This window comes from Pleurocapsa sp. PCC 7319, from assembly GCF_000332195.1.
Classification (GTDB): Bacteria; Cyanobacteriota; Cyanobacteriia; order Cyanobacteriales; family Xenococcaceae; genus Waterburya.
Genome location: NZ_KB235922.1, coordinates 1,086,681 through 1,103,664 on the forward strand (window position 1 = coordinate 1,086,681; position 16,984 = coordinate 1,103,664).

13 protein-coding genes are annotated in these 16,984 nt (G+C 39.2%); 7 read left to right on the forward strand and 6 right to left on the reverse strand.

Annotated features, from left to right (window positions below):
* Positions 1–66 precede the first annotated feature (66 nt).
* Positions 67–789, reverse strand: a complete 723-nt coding sequence (gene rph, locus PLEUR7319_RS0108995) for a ribonuclease PH (protein WP_026102408.1) — start codon at positions 787–789, stop codon at positions 67–69.
* A gap of 341 nt (positions 790–1,130) precedes the next feature.
* On the opposite strand from rph, the gene PLEUR7319_RS0109000 reads away from it, so the two are divergent.
* From PLEUR7319_RS0109000 to PLEUR7319_RS0109025, 6 genes are all read left to right on the forward strand, one after another.
* Positions 1,131–1,412 carry a hypothetical protein gene (locus PLEUR7319_RS0109000; protein WP_237743542.1) on the forward strand — a complete coding sequence of 94 codons (282 nt, stop codon included), beginning with the start codon at positions 1,131–1,133 and terminating at the stop codon, positions 1,410–1,412.
* A 965-nt stretch (positions 1,413–2,377) separates the two neighbouring features.
* Positions 2,378–4,213 (forward strand): hypothetical protein, encoded by a 1,836-nt coding sequence (locus PLEUR7319_RS0109005; protein ID WP_019504893.1) that lies wholly within the window; start codon positions 2,378–2,380, stop codon positions 4,211–4,213.
* A 262-nt stretch (positions 4,214–4,475) separates the two neighbouring features.
* A complete protein-coding gene (locus tag PLEUR7319_RS0109010; protein WP_019504894.1) occupies positions 4,476–6,266 on the forward strand; it encodes a tetratricopeptide repeat-containing sulfotransferase family protein in 1,791 nt (596 codons plus the stop codon).
* Between the two features lie 359 nt (positions 6,267–6,625).
* Positions 6,626–7,906, forward strand: a complete 1,281-nt coding sequence (locus PLEUR7319_RS0109015) for an RNA-guided endonuclease TnpB family protein (RefSeq protein ID WP_019504895.1) — start codon at positions 6,626–6,628, stop codon at positions 7,904–7,906.
* Between the two features lie 93 nt (positions 7,907–7,999).
* Positions 8,000–8,854, forward strand: a complete 855-nt coding sequence (locus PLEUR7319_RS0109020) for a M48 family metallopeptidase (protein WP_019504896.1) — start codon at positions 8,000–8,002, stop codon at positions 8,852–8,854.
* Between the two features lie 85 nt (positions 8,855–8,939).
* Positions 8,940–9,617, forward strand: a complete 678-nt coding sequence (locus tag PLEUR7319_RS0109025) for a bifunctional 4-hydroxy-2-oxoglutarate aldolase/2-dehydro-3-deoxy-phosphogluconate aldolase (protein WP_036798802.1) — start codon at positions 8,940–8,942, stop codon at positions 9,615–9,617.
* 96 nt (positions 9,618–9,713) lie between these two features.
* Here PLEUR7319_RS0109025 and PLEUR7319_RS0109030 read toward each other — a convergent pair whose 3' ends face one another.
* The 3 genes from PLEUR7319_RS0109030 to PLEUR7319_RS0109040 form a co-directional block, all read right to left on the reverse strand.
* The gene (locus PLEUR7319_RS0109030; RefSeq protein ID WP_019504898.1) at positions 9,714–10,673 is read right to left on the reverse strand and encodes an NAD(P)/FAD-dependent oxidoreductase; all 960 of its coding nucleotides are present in this window, start codon (positions 10,671–10,673) and stop codon (positions 9,714–9,716) included.
* A 256-nt stretch (positions 10,674–10,929) separates the two neighbouring features.
* The gene (locus PLEUR7319_RS42560) at positions 10,930–11,781 is read right to left on the reverse strand and encodes an SH3 domain-containing protein (RefSeq protein WP_019504899.1); all 852 of its coding nucleotides are present in this window, start codon (positions 11,779–11,781) and stop codon (positions 10,930–10,932) included.
* A 2-nt stretch (positions 11,782–11,783) separates the two neighbouring features.
* A complete protein-coding gene (locus tag PLEUR7319_RS0109040) occupies positions 11,784–13,298 on the reverse strand; it encodes an AAA family ATPase (RefSeq protein ID WP_019504900.1) in 1,515 nt (504 codons plus the stop codon).
* A 225-nt stretch (positions 13,299–13,523) separates the two neighbouring features.
* Here PLEUR7319_RS0109040 and moaA point away from each other — a divergent pair, with 225 nt between their 5' ends.
* Positions 13,524–14,513 (forward strand): GTP 3',8-cyclase MoaA, encoded by a 990-nt coding sequence (moaA, locus tag PLEUR7319_RS0109045; protein WP_026102410.1) that lies wholly within the window; start codon positions 13,524–13,526, stop codon positions 14,511–14,513.
* A 107-nt stretch (positions 14,514–14,620) separates the two neighbouring features.
* Here moaA and rpsD read toward each other — a convergent pair whose 3' ends face one another.
* Positions 14,621–15,229 carry a 30S ribosomal protein S4 gene (gene rpsD / locus PLEUR7319_RS0109050; RefSeq protein WP_019504902.1) on the reverse strand — a complete coding sequence of 203 codons (609 nt, stop codon included), beginning with the start codon at positions 15,227–15,229 and terminating at the stop codon, positions 14,621–14,623.
* Between the two features lie 67 nt (positions 15,230–15,296).
* Positions 15,297–16,742: a hypothetical protein gene (locus PLEUR7319_RS37945; protein WP_144054278.1), complete on the reverse strand. Its 1,446-nt coding sequence runs from the start codon at positions 16,740–16,742 to the stop codon at positions 15,297–15,299.
* Positions 16,743–16,984: the final 242 nt, after the last annotated feature.

Genomic DNA, 16,984 nt, shown 5'->3' on the forward strand with positions numbered 1-16,984 from the left:
GGTTTGGCTCAACTGCCAAAAATCACGAATTTTCATAGATTTTTTTAAGATCAATTTAATTAGTGCTCAAATTGATTTTAATGCCGCTTGTTGTGCTTCAAGTAATTCTTTAATTCCTGTTTCGGCTAAATCGAGCATCTGGTTTAATTGCGATCGCGTCATACTATTTGACTCTGCTGTACCTTGGATCTCAATTAACTCTAGCTTGCCATTCATAACTACATTCAAGTCCACATCTGCTGCGACATCTTCTGGGTAGTCTAAATCTAAAAATGCTTCTTGCTCAATCAGTCCCACTGAAACAGCGGCTACTGGTTCTAGTAAAGGCGATTTCTTTAACTCTCCTGCTGCAATTAATTTATTAATTCCATGAGCTAAAGCAACATAGCTGCCTGTAATTGATGCAGTACGAGTTCCGGCATCAGCTTGGATGACATCGGCATCAATCGTAATCGTTTTTTCACCTAATACTTTTAAATTGATTGCTGCTCTCAGGCTGCGTCCAATTAAACGCTGAATTTCCTGAGTACGTCCCGAAAGTTTGAGCAACTCTCGTGGATGGCGACTAGAGGTCGCTCCAGGCAACATTCGATATTCTGCTGTTAACCAACCTTGACCACTGTTAAGCAAAAATTTGGGGACTTTATCTTCAATACTTACAGTACAAAGAACTTTAGTCTTACCACACTCAACAATCACTGATGAAAGTGGATTGTCAATAAAATCTAATTCAAACTTGTGGGAACGAAGTTGATTGGCTCGGCGATTATCTGCACGATTCCAGGACACAATACCTCTACCAAATTGATTCAAAATGAAATATTGCAAATAATAACTGAAAGGTGATCAATAATTTACAAGGTTGATATAGTTCTTAACCAAGTTAAGCTTAAAATTAAAAGTCATTTGCAATTCTAATTGATCGGATTGATATTATACTTAATTGTTGCAACTTTTCGCAAAAATGAGCCAATCGTAATCGATATTCACCAAGATTGTTTATCATTATTTAAGATTTTTAAAATTATCTTCCAAAGTCAATTTTTGATTATATGGTGTAAATAGCTAAGGACAGTTTAAATAGCAGTCCTTGTTAAAAAATAACTTTCACAAGAAATTGTTTAGAAATTGTGTCTAATTTTTTCCTTTCTCTATTTCTTGCTGCTTCCATGAGTTTTGCTGCTCCAGTCGTTCTCATCGGGTTTATGCTAGGTTGTTTAAACATAAGCAGCTATGTACCTGGTTTTTGGGATTTAAGTAATCAACTCTCTCTTCAGATTTTGGATTTCTTAGCTGTTTTTGGTAACGGAAAACCGATTCAAGGTATTTTAACTCTTGGTTTTACAGTCAGTATTGTGGGTATCTCATTAGATGCTTTGAATTTTTATCGCTATCAAAGTCTTAGAGATTAATAATTTTAGTTGTTAGCTATTTAGATACTTGATTTCAATTAGCTTAGTTGGGACTAAATGGTTTTCAGCTATCAGCTTTTAGCTCTTAGTCATTTACCTTTTTTTTAAAAAAATATATTAATAGAAAAATTCATAGCGGTTCTCAAAGTTCTCAAATAAGTGAGGTATAAATATAAACTTAGTCAAAAACCTGAAAACCCCTATTCTCTATTCCCTATTCCCTGACTCCACCAAGGTGTATCTCATTAATACGAGAACCGCTATAAACTTTAATGAGCTATTTTATTTCTGGAAAATTTTAAACTTACAATTGCTATTCGCGATCGCAGACTTTACTTTCTATAAATTCATTCTAATTACTTATTAAAGTTAGTTTAAAAATAGGCAATTAGAATTGAATCAAGCTAAAAATTTCATGACCTCTGAGAATAATACGAAAGACTTTTCTAGTAGTCTGCCAATTTTGTTTTGATGGATGCTAAAAAAGTTCGGAATTTGAAGTTATAGGTTAGTTCAGAGTCGAAAGATTTACCCCTCAATTTAAACTTGTTAGAGTACTAGTTGACCTCTTGAAAATAGGTCAGTATATTCACTGCTGACAAAAGTCTTTCAATATGTAAGTTTATATTAAACTGCTAATTTATACAGTTTTAGGGTAATTTCTTTTATTCAAATTCCAACTAGATAGTCCCAACGAACTGCGGAGATTCTCTCCATGTTGAACTGATAACAATGATATTGAAATAGCCTGAGATAAACAAGTAGGGCTTGATTTAAACTGTATGTTACTTAACTAGACGGCGAGAAGTTGAACATTTCTTCTCAGTCGAATTTTGTGTGCAATCAATCGTAATTACCCAGTTAGCAGTTTTGACAATTTAACTTGAATCCAAACCGACCAAAGTTTTACTTGGTAAGACATTTGGTCATTATAAGCTGTAAATTTTTATGGAGAATGTCAAATCATGGTAGTAGATAGTCAACGTTTTATTGACCAAAATTTTCAATCTTCCAGTTTTGCAATCGAGGGCACAAATAAGGAAGATATTCTGAGCCTCACTATCGTTGATGATAGTAACTTTCAGGATAATGTGATTGACATCAAAGGTCTAAATAGACCCGATCTCATTTCTTTATCTGTTGTAGCTGAAACCAACATTGCCAGAAATGATATCAATATTGAAGGCAATAAGAGCAGTGATACGATTAGTCTAATTTTAGAGGCTAGCCAAGACCTTCTTACCAACAATGTCGTGGTTGATGGGGGTGCAGGGTACGACAGAATTCATTTATCTTTGGAAGCTGGTAGCGACAAATTACAAAATAATAATGTTACTGTTTTTGGCGGTGCCAATGACGATGTTATCGATGTAATTGTCAGCCAACCTTATAGTTCTGGAGTTTCTAGCAACACCGTAACTGTAGACGGAGACAGTGGGGATGACAGAATAAGCATTCTGTTTCAAAACGGAACCTCTGACATGAAGAATAACAGCGTGACTGCTAATGGCGGAAACGGAGCAGATACCATTGAGGTGACTTTTATTAACAGTTCCGATAGTGACATTGTCTCTAACGATGTAACAATTGATGGTGGCAAGCACGATGATAATATTACAGTCCATTTCAGCAACGGCACAGACGATATGTTTGAAAACACCGTAACTGTTAATGGCGGAGACGGAGCAGATACCATTGAAGTAACATTTGATGCTAGTTACTCTACTGACATTTACTCTAACGATGTAACGATTGATGGTGGCAAGCACGATGATAATATTACAGTCAATTTCTTCAACGGTACATCCGAGATGTACAACAATACCGTGGCCGTTTTTGGCGGTAGCGGAGCAGATACTATTGGAGTCACTTTTGCCAATAGTGAAGATAGTGACGTTTTCTCTAATGATGTGACGATTGATGGTGGCAGTGGCAACGATAGTATTACAGTTGATTTTATCAACGGCACATCTGAGATGTACCTGAATACCGTGACCATTGATGGTGGTCGGGGTCACGATTCTATTGGAGTGAAGTTTCTCAGTGCCGAGTCTAGTGATGTCTATTCTAATACTGTCAATGTTGACGGAGGTTCTGGCAGCGACCAAATTACTGTCGAATTTGCCAGTGCTGAAAGTGATATTTACAGCAATGACATTGTCGTTTCTGGAGATTCTGGTAATGACTTAATTGCAGTCAAGCTCTTAAATGCTACCTCTAGTGTTTATTCTAATACTGTGACTATCGATGGTGGGAGTCATAACGATCTAATTACAGTTGAATTAGCCGCTGCCGAAAATTCGGATGTGAGGAATAATCTGCTTAATGTCTCTGGTGGCAGTGGTCACGACACAATCGACGTTAACCTAAATGCTACGGATGTTGCAGATGTTTACAGCAATATAGTCACAATTGACGGTGGTAGTGGCTCTGATCGTATTCAGTTAGACATTACTGGCGTGTTAACAGGAACCAGTCAAAATGACATCAATATTCAATACGATCACCTAGGGGATTTAGGGGATGAGGTTATTGGTTTGGTTAGTTCAGATACAGCAATCCTAGACCTAGAGTTTGACCGAACTGTTTTCAATGGAGATGCCGACTCAGATGGCATTCTTGATACGGGCACTTTTGTCCTGGGAACTGGGGCTTTAGATGGCGATGATTACTGGATTTATGATGAGTCGCAAGGAAAACTATACTACGATGCTGACGGAAGTGGAGGAAAAAAACAAAAATTAGCTGTCAGTTTCGATCCAGCCCTACCAATTGACGAGACTAATATTGACTTTATTTAACTCGATTTTATTTAAACTCGATACCCATTTCTTAGATGGAGTATGAGTGACGGCGCGTCTACTCTAATTTAGCGGACAATTACGATCAAAAACTATGCTAGCTGGCCGCACGCATGGCAATAACTGACCCATTGATTCGCATTTATTTAGCATTGACGCGCCTGGGTGGGCAGTAATGCCCACCTTACCTAAATATATCAACATAACCCGTCGTCAAAAACCAAACTGTACTGTTCGATAATTAAATAAGGGAAATTAAACTATGATTGATCCGAGAATCAACCAAGTCACCCAGCTTATTTCAGTCAATCAACTTGACGAAGCAGAAGCCATTTGTCATCAACTTGAAGCGGAAAAAAAAGATAATCCTTATGTTCTTCACGCTTTAGGTTTAATTGACTATATGAGGAATAATTATCCCCAAGCCGTAGAGCGGTTTAAACGTTCGATCGCGCAAGTTGCTGATAATCCCAACTTTTTCAGCAACTTGGGAGAAGCACTGCGCCGTCTAGGAAAATACCACGAAGCTTTAACAGCGTTTCAAGAGGCTTTGCTAGTTAATCCTAACTTTACCAAAGCTCATTTAGGAATAGCTAATGTACTCGGCGATCTCAAACGTTATCAGCAAGCGATGGCTAGATTTCAGTTCACTATTAAAGTATTTCCTGATTTTGCCCCCGCTTATCACTATCTGGGCGTGATGTTGACTACCCTAGAACGAACTAGAGAGGCAATACCACTAATACGTAAAGCGATCGCTCTGAGAAAAGATTATTACGAAGCCAAATTTAGTTTAGCCAATGCCTTAGAACAAGATGGTAATACAGAAGAAGCTTTGACAATTTATCAAGCATTACTGGAGGAAAAACCCCAAGATTCTTCGGTCAGGAATAATTATGCCAACCTACTTAAAAGTTTGGGTTTAATCGCCGAAGCAGAGGCGCACTTACAAACAGCTTTAGCCAATAATCCCGATCACTTATCACCTTACTTTAATTTATCTGGTAAACGGTTAGCCGAAGCCATTAGTCCAGAGGAAATAGAGCGTTTAGAATCTCTATTATTAGATTCCAACCTATCACAAGAGGATCGCAGTGCTTTACATTTTACGATAGCTAAATATTACGAAGCCCATCACAAGCCAGATATAGCTTTTCCTCACTTTCAACAAGGCAACGATCTTGATCGACGGATAGAACCATACGATGCCGAAACTCAAGACAAAATCTGCTCTATTTTTACGTCCTTTTTCACACGGGAATTCTTTGCCACTCATCCTCACTTTGGCTCAGAATCTGAAGTTCCCGTGTTTATTTTTGGTATACCTCGTTCTGGGACAACTCTGGTAGAACAAATACTTTCGAGTCATTCCCAAGTGCATGGTGGCGGCGAATTAAAATATCTGTCCCAAATAGTGCAAACTCTTTCTCATGAAAGAAATGATGTTGGCTATCCCGCCTGTTTGAAATATTTAGATGCAATCAAAGCTTGTACTTTAGGCGAAAGCTATGTAGATCGGCTAAAAGCTTTAATAACAGATAATAAAGCCAATATTTTGCGAATTACCGATAAAATGCCTGGAAATTTCTTTTCCCTTGGTCTGATTGCCTTATTATTGCCCAAAGCCAAATTAATTAATTGTCGTCGCAATCCGATGGATAGTTGCCTTTCCTGTTACACTCAGCGCTTTACCCACGTAATGAGCTATAGCAGAAGCCTAAAAGACTTAGGACACTACTATCAAAATTACGAACGCTTAATGGCTCACTGGCAAAAGGTATTACCTATGCCAATTTTAGACGTTCAATATGAAGAAATGGTGCAAAATCCAGCAGCTATGAGCCGCAAAATAATCGATTTTGTCGGTTTAGAATGGGACGATGCTTGTCTCAATTTTCACGAAAATCAACGTCAAATCAAAACTGCCAGTATGGAGCAAATTAGAAAACCGATCTATACAACTTCGGTTAATAAATGGCGCAAATATGAAAAGTTTTTAACTCCCTTGATGGAAGCACTAGGTGAATTCGCACCTGCTTACCAAACAGCTTAAACAGTGCTTAAATTCTCGAAGAAAAATAGATAAGAATGATCGCAATAATTTTGATTTGTAAGCATATAGCAATACGGACTTACATTAGGACGCTCATTACTCATTACTTATGAGCAATCAAATAAACTTGTCCTAATACAACTTTGTACGGCTATACAACACCTTAAGGACTATAACCCGTTGGCTTGCGCCAAGTTGCCATCTGTCTTCGCGCAGGGGACTCCCGTTAAAGTCCCAGGTACGTAGGACTTAACGCGAGAGGAATGCGCGCCTCTAATGATGTTTACAAGGTTATCAAATCCGCTATAATAGTCAGTATCTAGCGGACAAAGCTGATCCTAAAGAATACCGCTTCACATATGTTGTTGACTCAAACGGTCAGACTCAAACAGAATAATGTCGAAAAAGATATCTTGACTAATCTGTGTCACTTGTCCAAAAACTTGTTTAATGTTGGGCTTTACATGGTGCGTCAATATTTCTTTCAAGAGCAAAAATATCTTAGTTATGAGTCGAACTACCATTTGTGCAAAGAAAATGAAAACTATCAACTCTTGGCTACAGATTGCGGTCAACAAACCTTGAAGTATGTAGACAGATGTTTTAAGGTATTTTTCAAATTGCTTTCTATGAGAAAAGAAGGGACATATCAAGAGCGTGTCAATCTCCCAAGATATCTTGCTAAAGATGGGTACTTCCCTTTGATAATTCCAATTAGAAAGCGTCATGATTTTGCCAAAGATGACTGGAAGTTTAAAATTCCAACATCTCGCAAATATACTAGAGAAAATGGCTCTGTCTACATTACAGTGCCTCCTAATTTGAGAGAGTATCGAATCAAGGAAATCCGAATACTGCCAAAGCAAAAAGGTAAGTTTTTGGATGCTGCATTTGTTTATGAGTCGAATGACCAACCAGTAAATGTGGATAAAAGTAGCGCAATATCGATTGATTTGGGACTGAATAACCTTGCTACAGTAATTTCGACTACTAACGAGTCTTTTATTATTGATGGGCTTTGGCTCAAGTCTAAAAACCAATGGTTCAATAAACGTCGAGCTAAACTGGTTCATCACAAAGACAAGCAAAGTATTAAGCATCTGACAAAACAGGAAGCATGGCTTTCTTATCGTCGAAAGAATCAAGTTAATGACTACTTGAATAAGTCTGCTAAATATATAATCGACTTCTGCCTCAATAGAAAAATTGGAACGATAATTGTGGGATACAACCCAACGCTGAAACAAAACAGCAACATGGGTAAACGCAATAACCAAAACTTTGTGAACATTCCGATTTTTACCCTTCGTGTCAAGCTGGAAAGCCTCTGCGAACGATACGGGTTGAACTATGTCGAGCAAGAAGAGAGTTATACCTCCAGGGCATCTGCGATAGATAAAGATGACATTCCTGTATACAACGCTGATAATCCCAGCAAGAGAAAGTTTTCTGGTGTGAGAGTCAAGCGTGGGTTGTATAAGAGTAAAGATGGTCATCTGATTAATGCAGATTGCAACGGTAGCTTGAATATCGGATTTAAAAGTAAGCACGAAGGCTTTAGCCGAGTGTCTAGGGTCTGCTTGACGCAGCCTGTCAGGGTTAACGTCCTGCGAGAATCCCCCGTTATAGCGTCAGCTTAACGGCGGGAGTACGTCAAGACTAGAAACTTAATCGAGGTTATAGTCGTCATATTACATAATCAAACCTATTTCAATTGATTGTTATTGACAAATATGTTCCAGCGATTGTTTGACTTCTTTAATCGTTTTTCTCGCAACTGGCGATATGGCTTAATTAGCTTGGTATTAGCTTTAGCCATCGGTTTTACCAATATTCAGCCTAGCTATGGCATTTCTTGGTTAGAGCTAATGATTCGCGGCATACAAGTTGTTCAATTGTCTAATATTTCTAATGCTCAAGAAGTCGCATTAGGCAAAGAAATCAACCAAGAGCTATTGAGTTCTGGTCAAGCAAAAATATATAACAGGAGTCGCTCAATCACAAGTTACATCGACCAAATTGGACAGCGACTTGCCAAAACTAGCCAACGTCCAGACATTCCTTATACTTTTCAAGTAGTTGATGATGACAGTATCAATGCCTTTGCCACTATGGGAGGGTACGTTTATATCAATACAGGTTTAATTAAAGCAGCAGATAACGAAGCCGAACTGGCTAGCGTTGTTGGACATGAAATTGGTCATATCGTTGGTCGACATTCGGTTGAACAAATGAAGCAGAGAGCAATTTCTCAGGGTTTGCTCTCCGCAGCTGGATTAGATCGCAGCAATGCAATTCAAATTGGCGTAGAGTTAGCTGTGAGCCGTCCCAATAGTCGTTCGGATGAATTGGAAGCAGACCGTTTTGGATTAGATAATATGACTAAAGCTAATTATGCTCCAGCAGGAATACTTGGTTTTATGAACAAGCTACTCAAAAAAGGTGGCTCTGGTCCCAGTTTCTTAAGTACTCACCCTGCTACATCAGAACGGATCAAAGTTTTGCAACAGAAGATCGATCCAGCAACTGCGAATAGTGGCAATGGTTTAGATAATCGAGCTTATAAAAATCGTATTAGCTCATTATAGACTGCTATTTTTTCTATTTGTGATAGTCGATTAATATAAATTAGAAGTATTCCCAATGTGTCATTGATTTGCACAGGTATTTATTTTGTTCAATCGACTTTCAAGTACTCAATCTGATAACAATGTTGTTGATTCAGAATCATGGCTCAGACTTCTACGAACTAATAAAGCGATCGCCGTTATTCGCTGTTCCGAGATGAAAATTGCTCATAGGATGGCTCATGCTGTTGCAGCAGGAGGGATGAATTTACTGGAAATTACTTGGAATAGCGATCGCCCAGGAGAGTTAATTACTAAACTTCGGGCAGAATTACCTCACTGTATGATCGGTGTGGGAACAATCTTAAATTTAACTCAATTAGACGAAGCGAGTGCCGCAGGAGCCCAGTTTGCTTTTGCTCCTCATTTTAATCGGGAATTATTAGAGACTTCTAGACTACGTTATCAAATACCTCTGGTTCCAGGAGCTTTTTCACCCACGGAGATAGTTAATGCTTGGCAATCGGGAGCCAAAGTTATCAAAGTATTCCCGATTAAATCCCTTGGGGGCGCAGAATATATTCGATGTTTACAGGGTCCTTTAAGCCAAATCCACCTCATCCCTACTGGAGGGATTACTCTAGAAAATGCTAAGGAAATGTTAGACGCAGGAGCGATCGCAGTCGGAATTTCCAGTAGTTTATTTCCGAAACAGTCTATTGCCAATCAAGACTGGTCAAACATTACTGCTAGAGCCAAAACCCTGATCCAGAGATTAACCTGAATTGAAATTCAATTCTTTCTTAAAAAGAATAGCTACGCTCACACAGAAATTAATTTCCCAAGCTGATAGCTGAAAGCTAAGAGCTAAAAGCTTTTTTCACGAGTGATCCCAGTCTGGTTTAATTGCCTTACGATGATTGAGGTAACGATCAATAGACATAGCAGCGATACAACCATCTCCAGCAGCTACAACAGCTTGCTTGTAGGGAGTATTACGAATATCCCCTATCGCCCAAACACCTGGAACATTGGTAGCCATCGACTCATCAACTTTAACACCACCATCGGGGTTATATTCCACTTGATCACCAGCGAAGTCGGTAATGGGCTTAGAACCATTTTGATAAACAAAGACTCCTTCCACCTCTAAAGATAAAGGTTCGCCTTCTTCTTTGGACTTGAGTTTAACTCCCGTTACTCCAGCATCATTGCCTTCAATAGATGCTAAACGGGAACGCCGCCAATGTTTAACATTCGACATGGTTAGCAAGTCTTGAGCATGATAATCATCTTCTTTGGGGTCTTTGAAAGTTATCCAATGAACCTTTGAAGCAAACTTGGTTAAAAACTGAGCTTCTTCTACTGCTTCCTGATTTAAACCAACTACTGCCACTTCGCGATCGCGATAGAAAGCTCCATCACAAGTAGCACAGTAGCTAACACCCCGACCTAAAAATTCAGATTCTCCTTCAAAAGATGGCCCACTACGGCCCATTGCCCCAGTAGCCAATACTAGTGATCTACCAACAAATGTACCTTCTGGAGTATAAACTTTTTTCAAGTCGCCACTGACATCAATGCCAAAGACCTGAGCGCGCTGATAGGTAGTACCATACTCAACCGCCTGTTCTCTCATACTTTCGAGTAATGTTTCCCCACTCATCTCGCCAGACACTCCAGGATAGTTGGCAATTTTATGGGTAATAGCCAATGCACCAACCGCAGGATTCTTGTCTAAAATAACGGTTTTGAGATTGGCTCTTGATGTATACAGCGCACAAGTACAACCAGCCGGCCCGCCTCCAATAATGACAACATCAAATTCGTGTGTATCCAAAATGCCAATCCCCAGTTGATTTTTAAACTATATTTATTCAGGATACATCCGCATTGGGTCTGGTTACAAATAATATGAATAGAATTACGTAGTTTTGTGACAAGGTTATGATAAATTTGCTTTCCTCAGAATAATCAGGAAAAATCATGGCAAATTAAGGGGTTTGAAGGTCATGCAGCTCTATTTACTGCTGATTGCTGCTCATCTACATTGCCTACACTCCCACTCATAAAACCGAGTTCGATAAGCTAGAAAATCAATAAGAAATGCGTTTAGCATTACCAGCTCTTACCCATCCCTCTTGATTGCCTCCAGGAACACGAACTCTTTGCCATTGACCATCGGCAGAATTCTCCAGAATAATGATTTGCTCGTCAAAATAAACTCCCCCAACTCTTCCAGCATTAATGCTAGGTTCGGCTCTTAAGCTTAATCCCTGAGGCCAGGTGACTACAGCTCGATAGGAGTTGGCTGGTAATTCTAGCTCTTCTTCAGTGGTAGGTTCTGCTGCTAGTTTTTCTTCATCTTGAGAAGTGTCACTATCTACTGATTCGTCTTCAGAAATACGTTTAGTATTACCTGCTTTTACCCATCCCTCTTGGTTGCTCCCAGGAACACGAACTTTTTGCCATTGACCATCGGCAGAATCCTCAAGAATAATGATTTGATCGTCAAAATAAACCCCCCCAACTCTTCCAGCATTATTACTGGGTTCAGCTCTTAAACTCAATCCTTGAGGCCAGGTGACTACAGCTCGATAGGCATTAGGTGGCAGTTCTGGTTCCGATACTACTTCTGCCGCCTCATCTTGTTTTTCCTCTTCTAAAGTAGCTGAGGTTGATTTTTCTGCCAGTTTGGCTTCATCCTTAGCGATCGCAGTATCTAAAGATTCTTCAGTTATTGCTGACGAATCTGATGTATTTAATTCTAGCTCTTCTGATGATGGCGACTTGGAAAAAACTGGTTTCTCGGGTAAAGTCGACATTTTCCGATAGTATAAAAAAATTGCGCCGGCTGAAAATCCTACAATTAATGCTATACCAAGGAGAAAGCCTAAGATAAACTGTACAGTTGTTGATAAACGTCTGAGAAAAATAGGTTTAGTCATCTTTAGCGAAGTTGACTTTGAATGCGATCACTTAAATCATTATTTTTAGAAGCAAGACGAGCTTTTCCTGCTGCTACCCATTGTTGCAAAAATTGAATTTGCTCTTGAGCAGTTTTTGCTAGAGGGACAATCTGACTAGCCGCCTCTAGGATATCATCTGTGGTGAAGTCACGATTTTGACTAAAGCCAATGTGCATTGCTTCAATTATAGTTTGCTCGATTTCTGCTCCAGAGAAGTCTGGTGCTTCATATGCTAACCGTTGAATATCATAATTGCCCAGGTTATGGGGGCGTAATTTGGCTAAGTGAACCTTAAAAATTGCTTCTCGTTCTTCCTGATTGGGTAAACCTACAAAAAAGATTTCATCAAATCGTCCTTTACGCAGCATCTCTGGAGGTAGCATCCGGATATTATTAGCAGTAGCCACGACAAATACAGGGGATTTTTTCTCAGCCAACCAGGTGATAAACGTTCCAAAAACTCGGCTAGTGGTACCAGAATCTCCTTTGCCATCTAATCCTGCAAAGCCTTTATCGATTTCATCTATCCAAAGGATGCAGGGTGCAAGAGCTTCTGCCAATTCAATTGTCTGACGAGTCCTAGATTCTGATTCCCCAACTAGTCCAGCGAATAAACGTCCTACATCTAAACGCAATAAGGGTAAATGCCAATGGTGAGCGATCGCTTTGGCTGTGAGAGATTTTCCTGTTCCCTGAATCCCCACTAGTAATAGTCCTCGTGGATTGGGTAAGCCATAAGCTCTGGCTTGTTCACTAAATGCCCCTCCTCGACGGAGTAACCAACTTTTGAGGTTATCTAGACCGCCGATATCAGAAATTTGTTCTGTGGCGGGATAAAAGTCAAGAATTTGTGTTTGGCGAATTGACTGACGTTTTTCTTCTAGAATTAATTCCACATCTTCTGCTTCTAGTTTTCCATGACTGGCGATCGCTCTAGTCAAAACTCGTCTAATTCTTTCTAAGGATAGCCCTTGTGCTGCTCTTACTAATTCATCAAGTAGTGTGTTTGATAGACTTTGCCCAGGAGCAGTAACTAAGCGTTCAATTTCAGTTTTTATTTCTGGTGCAGTAGGCAAAGGAAAATCGACGACAGTAATAACTTCAGTTAAGTCATCGGGGATTTGGACTTGAGGAGCTATGACAACAATGTTCTTTGGTTGAGATTTCAAAATTCGTGCCAAATTTCTTAATTCACGAGAGACTGCAATATCTTCCAAAAAACGCTGAAAATCTCGCAGAATAAAAACTCCCCCAGCCTTAGCTGGCATTCTGCTAACAAATTCTAATGCCTGTAAAGGATTGCGCTTACCAAAACCTGCATGATTAGGATTTTCTTGATAGCCATTAACAAAATCCCAAACATAAACATTACGATTACCCAATTTTTTGGTTGAATTGGCGATCGCCAGTTCAACTCTTTCCTCTTCGGCAGTTGGTATATAAATTAAGGGATAACAGGCACGTAACAGGAGAGCAAACTCTTCGTAGAAGTTCATTATTAGAAGATATTATTGCTGGTTTTTAAAAATTTATCTTATTCTTAATATACGCCTGATGTAAATTACCTGCTTTCAGATTTATTTATTTTAGCTTTTAGCTTTTAGCTTTTAGCTCTCAGCTCTCTGGAAACTAAATATTTACAGCGATTTATGTATTTAATTAATGACGATAGCAAACAAATTTAATCACTTAACTTAACATTTAGTTTATATCGATATTTAATGCCGAAAATTGACTATCTACGCATCAGTTTAATAGATAAATGTAACTTTCGTTGCCAGTACTGTATGCCAGAAGGTTCGGAACTTAATTATGTTCTCAATCAAGAGTTATTGACGAATGCAGAGATTTTATCACTGGTGCAAGATGTATTTATTCCTTTAGGCTTTACTAAGTTTCGTCTGACTGGAGGCGAGCCTTTGTTACGCCCTGGAGTGGTCGAACTAGTCAGAGATCTTGCCCAATTGCCCCAAACTGAAGATCTGGCTATGACTACCAATGCCTTTTTATTAGCCAAGATGGCACAACCACTTTATGATGCCGGACTAAAGCGAATTAACATTAGTCTTGATTCCTTGAATCCACTAACATTCGATCAAATTATTGGTAATCGTGGCAAGAGTCGTTGGCAACAAACCTGGTCAGGAATATTAGCCGCTCATCGTGTCGGATTCGATCCCTTAAAGTTAAATGTAGTGGTAATTCCAGGCATTAATGATACTGAAGTGTTGGATTTAGCAGCCCTAAGTATCGAACGTTCTTGGCATATCCGTTTTATTGAGTTTATGCCGATCGGCAATCCAGATTTATTTGGCAAGAAAGCCTGGATTGATTCTGAAGAGTTACGACACTCAATTCGCCAAAAATGGGGTCTGATGGAATCTGGTGTCAGAGGAAATGGTCCAGCGGATGTATTCCAAATTCCTCACGCGAAAGGTACTCTAGGCTTTATATCTCAAATGTCAGAATGCTTTTGCGATCGCTGTAACCGAGTTAGATTGTCAGCAGATGGTTGGCTACGTCCTTGCCTACTTAACGAAACTGGTCAGATTGACCTAAAAACCGCCTTGCGTAATGGGGTAGATCCTATTGATTTACAAGCACAAATTAACCAGCTATTGTTACTCAAACCTGAAATTAACTTTAAAGAGAGGGACTCTGGTACTGAAAAGGGAATCTATACTCGTACCATGTCCCAAATTGGCGGATGATTTCAAGGAAGAAGAATGAGGTGTTAATTCCGTTTACTAAAGCTTAGAGCTTAAAGCTTAAAGCTATCCAATAGCAGATCGGCAACGAAACAAACCCAAGATACAAATTACGCCATACGAGAATAATACTCAACTACTAGTAGTTCATTGACCTGCAAAGCAACCCATTCTCGCTCAATTACGTTGTTAACCTTACCTGTAAAAGTATTTTTGTCAAATTCTAGGTGACTAGGTAGATTAGCTAAACCAGGATATTCCATATTAGTTTCTACCAATTTACGAGAGCGATCGCGATCTCTAACTTTGATCACATCTCCAGGACGACACTGATAGCTAGCAATATTAACAACACGATCATTTACTAGAATGTGTCCATGATTTACTAGTTGACGTGCAGCAGGAATAGTACCAGCCATACCCATACGGAAGATGGTATTATCCAAGCGCATTTCTAGCAGTTCTAATAATGTCTGTCCCGTAGAACCAGCTACTCGACGAGCCTTACGAACATAGCGAATGAGCTGTTTTTCAGTAACTCCATAATTGAAACGGAGTTTTTGCTTTTCTTCTAAACGAATAGCATATTCGGAACGTTTACGACGGTTTTGACCATGCTGTCCTGGTGGATATGCCTTACGAGGGCTTTTTCTACTTAAACCTGGAAGTTCCCCTAAACGGCGAACGATCCGCAAGCGCGGACCTCTATAGCGAGACATATATTATTTCTCCTTCGGATGTTTACAGTTACAAAATAGTCCCAAATATTCAATTATACATTAAAATTTAGCGACGCACTGTAAGAATGTATCTACCTTTACCCCCTTCGTCATAGGCATTAACAATTACGTTATAAATGCCATTTTCGGGGATGATTACCCTAATGCGAGCATTACTATTGTCTTCGCTAATATCATCGTTCTGCTCAATAATATTTCCTTGATCGTCAATTAAAGCGACAAAGGCATCAAACTCATCACTTTCTAAATAAATGATAAAGGAGTCTCCTGCTTTTCCTTCTAAAGGATAAGAATCATAAAAACTCCCATCGTCCTCAATTATGCGATCGCCTTCCTCTAAAGAACCTCGTTCGACATTTTCTAGTAAACGTGAACTATCAGAGGCAGTAGCTACTTGTTCTTCTGAATTATCTGTTTCTTCTGAATTATCTGTTCCAGCTTCAAACATCTCAATATCTTCTGGATCTTGATTATTAGCTGATTCTAATTCTTCTTCTTTGTCTAATTCTTCCTCTGAATCCTCTTCTAAATCTAGATCTGGATTATTTATTGCTTCTAGTTCCTCTGGCTCCAATTCTTCCTCTACTAAGGATTCTTCATCATCATTGTTATCAATGTTGTCTGCCTCTTCTTCTACCAGCTCTTCATTAGCTTCTGCTAATTCTTCTTGTTCCTCAATGTCAGCTTGAGAGATTTCAATTTCTTCTTCTGGAGCAGACTCTTCAGATTCCGAAGTTGATGGGATTACATCGGGAAGATCACCAGGAGTCGAGGGTACCTGTGGTAATGGTGGTTTAGGTAGAACAGGAGTTTCTGCTACTTTGTCATTGTCATTTGAAGGATCTGTTATTGGAGCAGCTGGCGAATCTGGATTGACCTCCCTTACTGTTGTTTCGGGTTTATTGGCAGTAGTTGTATTTGACGTTGTTTCTACGTTTGATTGTGGTTCGACCTTAGCAACATCGGTTGCTGAATCGGAATAGGCGATCGCACATACCTTGGTGTATCTAGGATCTGGTTTACAGACGACTCCCGTATTCTCTAAATCTGGACTTAAAAGACTGTTACGGCGACGGCGATCAGGAAATAGTTCGTCTACTACCAGACTCATCACGATTCCCTTAGCTGTAACTCTACCGTAGCTAATATTCTGAATATTGTTAGCAGTAGCAAAATTTTCTAGTTGATTATTCGCCGTGGCTAAAATTTGCTCGGAGGTATCTAGAGGAGATAAGGGCTGTTGATTTTTTAAAATTGCGATCGCTTCTTCTAAAGCCTTCAATCCTCTATTAGTTCTAATCGGCTTTTCTCCAGGTAATTTGAGCCAGACACCATCATAGTATTGCCGTTGTTCTTGCAACCATTGAGCATAACCTTGAGGGTCAGTTCTAACTCGGTTAATCTCGGATAGTATTGCAGGCTCTAGTTCGGTTTGGTCAGTATTATCCTCTTGTCTATTTGTCTGCTGTGCTGCTAAGTTTTGGACACTCACACGAGGATTTGGAATACCTAAAAATAAACAATTAATGATTAAACTAAAAATGCAGAGCTTAAAACTGGGTATATACACTTTGATCATCTCAGTTTCGTATATTATATAACGTCAAAAAGCGATTGCAAATATCCCCACAAAAGCCTTTTCTTGCATTTGGTCAGAACAACAATTTCCAGTATTTTTCACTTCATACTTTCTGGTTCATCAATAATTTAAGCAACCACTTCCTTATTGTAAAT

Coding starts and splice junctions, on each gene's coding strand:
- PLEUR7319_RS0109005 (WP_019504893.1), top strand. CDS start 2,378: ATGGTAGTAGATAGTCAACGTTTTATTGACCAAAATTTTCAATCTTCC.
- PLEUR7319_RS0109010 (WP_019504894.1), top strand. CDS start 4,476: ATGATTGATCCGAGAATCAACCAAGTCACCCAGCTTATTTCAGTCAAT.
- PLEUR7319_RS0109015 (WP_019504895.1), top strand. CDS start 6,626: ATGTTGTTGACTCAAACGGTCAGACTCAAACAGAATAATGTCGAAAAA.
- PLEUR7319_RS0109020 (WP_019504896.1), top strand. CDS start 8,000: ATGTTCCAGCGATTGTTTGACTTCTTTAATCGTTTTTCTCGCAACTGG.
- PLEUR7319_RS42560 (WP_019504899.1), bottom strand. CDS start 11,781: ATGACTAAACCTATTTTTCTCAGACGTTTATCAACAACTGTACAGTTT.
- PLEUR7319_RS0109040 (WP_019504900.1), bottom strand. CDS start 13,298: ATGAACTTCTACGAAGAGTTTGCTCTCCTGTTACGTGCCTGTTATCCC.
- moaA (WP_026102410.1), top strand. CDS start 13,524: ATGCCGAAAATTGACTATCTACGCATCAGTTTAATAGATAAATGTAAC.
- rpsD (WP_019504902.1), bottom strand. CDS start 15,229: ATGTCTCGCTATAGAGGTCCGCGCTTGCGGATCGTTCGCCGTTTAGGG.